This is a genomic window from Stenotrophomonas sp. STEN020 (genome assembly GCF_056760195.1).
Window position 1 is genome coordinate 1 of the sequence record NZ_JBRREI010000111.1, and the last position, 3,119, is coordinate 3,119.

General features: G+C 64.5%; 1 protein-coding gene. It reads left to right on the forward strand.

From position 1 onward, the window contains the following. Positions 1 to 288 precede the first annotated feature (288 nt). Positions 289 to 3,000 (forward strand): phosphoenolpyruvate carboxylase, encoded by a 2,712-nt coding sequence (gene ppc, locus ACVOLZ_RS22195; protein WP_481518024.1) that lies wholly within the window; start codon positions 289 to 291, stop codon positions 2,998 to 3,000. Positions 3,001 to 3,119 lie beyond the last annotated feature (119 nt).

Consider the following 3,119-nt stretch of genomic DNA (forward strand, 5'->3'; position numbering starts at 1 on the left):
CCCCCACCCAAACCCCCCCCCCCCCCCCCCCCCGCGCCCCGCCGGGGGGGGCCTGTGCTTCTACCCCCCCCCACCCCCCCCCCCCCCCCCCCCCCCCCCCCACTACAGGTGAAGCGTTGCCGTTTCGTCATGTCCTCGAACTGACTGATCCAGCGTACCTTTCTGTCCAAAAGGACAGCTGCCAGACAACATTCAAATGCAACTGTTTCAGGTTTGGTGCACTGCAAAATTGTGCTGATTTTTGCGGTAGGCTTGACGGGTTTCCGCTCTCCAGGCTCTACGTCTTAGATGAACGAGTACCGCAGCAGCGTTGTCTTCGCCACCCCCGACCTGCCCTTGCGCGACGATGTGCGTCGCCTGGGCACACTGGTTGGTGATCTTATTTCCGAACAGGTATCGCCGGGCTTCCTCGACGAGGTTGAAGATGTGCGCACCACCGCCATCGCCCGCCGCGAAAGCCAGGCGCCGTTGACCCAGCTGAGCACCCAGCTTGCCGGCCGCGCACCGCGCGATGCCGAAGCGCTGGTGCGTGCCTTCAGCACTTACTTCCAGGTGGTCAACATCGCCGAGCGCGTGCATCGCATCCGCCGTCGCCGTGACTATCAGCGCGCAGGCACCAAGCGTCCGCAGCCGGAAGGCCTGCATGACGCCTTGCTTGCGCTGAAGGCACAGGGCGTGACGCCGGAAGAACTGGCGCAGTGGCTGCCGCAGATCGATATCGAACCGGTGTTCACCGCGCACCCCACCGAAGCTGTGCGCCGCGCGCTGCTGGAAAAAGAACAGTTGATGGTTGCCGCCTTGGTCGACAACCTCGACGGCCAACGCACGCCCGGCGAGCAGGCCGCCGATGCCGCGCGTTTCCGCATGGCCTTGACCGCATCGTGGCAGACCGCCGATTCCTCGCCGGTGCGCCCAACCGTTGATGATGAGCGCGAACACGTTGGCTTCTATCTGACCCGCGTGCTGTACCGGGTAATTCCGGTGTTCTACGAGTCCTTGGAACAGGCGCTGCGCGACACCTGGGGCCGGACCTTGCCGTTGCCACGTCTGCTGCGCTTCGGCACATGGGTCGGCGGCGACATGGACGGCAATCCGAATGTGGACGCCGGCACCATCACCAATACCTTGAACGCACAGCGCAGCGCGGTGTTGGGCTTGTATCTGAAAGACATGGTGGCGCTGGCCAGCCTGCTCAGCCAATCGACCGAACTGGTCGGTGTCAGCGCGGAAGTGCTGGCGCGTGTGCAGGAGTACCAGCAACTGCTGCCGCAGGTGAAGTCGCGCCCGCGTCATGCCGACATGCCGTACCGCCTGCTCAACGACCGCATGCGCGCGCGTCTGCAGGCGACATTGGAGGATGCCCCGGGGGCATATGCGTCGCCGGAAGAATTCATCCACGACATCCAGCTCATCCTCGATAGTCTTGAAGCCAACAAGGGCAAGCACGCTGGTTGGTTCTCGGTGCGGCGTCTGCTGTGGCGCGTGCGCACGTTTGGTTTCCATCTGGCGCGCCTGGATGTGCGCCAGGAATCCAGTGTGCATTCGCGCGCGCTGGCCGAAGTGCTGGGCGGGCAGGAGGCATTCGACGCGTTGGACGATGCGGCGCGTGCGCAGTTGCTGTCGCGGTACGCCGCCGGTACCGAAGTGCTGGCGTGTGGCGAGGATGAAGCAGGTCAGCGCCTGGACAAGGTGTTTGCCGCATTGGCGGACGCGCGTCGTCGCCACGGAGCTGATGCATTGGGCAGCTACATCATCTCGATGGCGCACGATCGCGGCGACGTTCTGGCGGTGCTGGCACTGGCACGTCGTGGTGGCCTGCTTGATGCGGAGGGCGCAGTGCCTCTGGACATCGCGCCGTTGTTTGAAACCGTCGATGACCTGCAGCGCGGCACTGCCACCCTGCGCGATCTGCTCGCCGATCCGGTCTATCGCGCGCATCTGGCTGCTCGTGATGATGTGCAGATGGTGATGCTGGGTTATTCGGACAGTGGCAAGGATGGCGGTATCGCTGCCTCACGCTGGGGCCTGCAACACGCGCAGGTCGAGCTGCTGGAAACAGCGGCCGAGTTCGGCGTAAAGCTGACCTTCTTCCACGGTCGCGGTGGCTCGATCAGTCGCGGTGGCACCAAGACCACCCATGCAGTGAACGCCTCGCCACGCGGCAGCATCGGTGGCCGCCTGCGTGTCACCGAACAGGGCGAGGTGATCCATCGCAAGTACGGTATCCGTGCGTTGGCGTTGCGCTCGCTGGAGCAATCGGCCGGCGCGGTACTGCGTGCCAGCCTGCGCCCGCGTGCTGACGAGCCGCGCGAGGAACAGTGGAAGCCGGTGATGGCTTTGGTTGCCGAGCAGAGTTCTGTGGCCTATCGCGCCTTTGTCGGCGACGCACAGTTCATGAACTACTTCCGCCAAGCGACCCCGATCGATGTGATCGAGCGCATGACGCTTGGTTCACGGCCATCGCGGCGCTTGGGTCAGGATGCGGCGCTGAGCAATCTGCGTGCTATCCCGTGGGTGTTTGCCTGGAGCCAGGCACGGGCGGTGATTCCGGGTTGGTTCGGTGTCGGCAGTGGTCTGCAGGCTGCTGCAGATGCTGGGCATGAGCAGACACTGCGGGAGATGGCGCACGATTGGCCGTTCTTCGAGACCTTCCTCGATGACATGTCGATGGTGTTGAGCAAGGGCGACATCCATATCGCTGAGCAATTCTCCAAACTGGCCGGCCCGCTGCACGAGCAGTTCTTTCCGCTGATTCGCGAGGAACTAGCGCTGACCGCACATTGGGTGAAGCGCTTGAGTGGCCAGCAGGAGTTGTTGGAGCAGGACCCGCGGCTTGCGTTGTCGATCCGCCTACGCAATCCCTACATCGACCCGATCAGCATTCTGCAGGTGGACCTGCTGCAGCGCTGGCGTGCAAGTGATCGCCAGGATGAGGGTCTGCTGCGTGCCTTGGTAGCCTGCGTCAACGGCGTATCGCAAGGCGTGCAGAACACCGGGTGAAGCCTTTCCCGTAGTGCCGCCCCCTGCTAGGCACAGGCCGTGCCCGCCCACGCCAAAACTAGTGGGGCGGCGGGGGGCCGCCGGGGAGCGGGGCGGCCGGGGGACGCGCCCACCGCTGG

Excerpts from the sequence above, each read along its gene's own strand:
- ppc (WP_481518024.1), top strand. The coding sequence starts at position 289 with ATGAACGAGTACCGCAGCAGCGTTGTCTTCGCCACCCCCGACCTGCCC.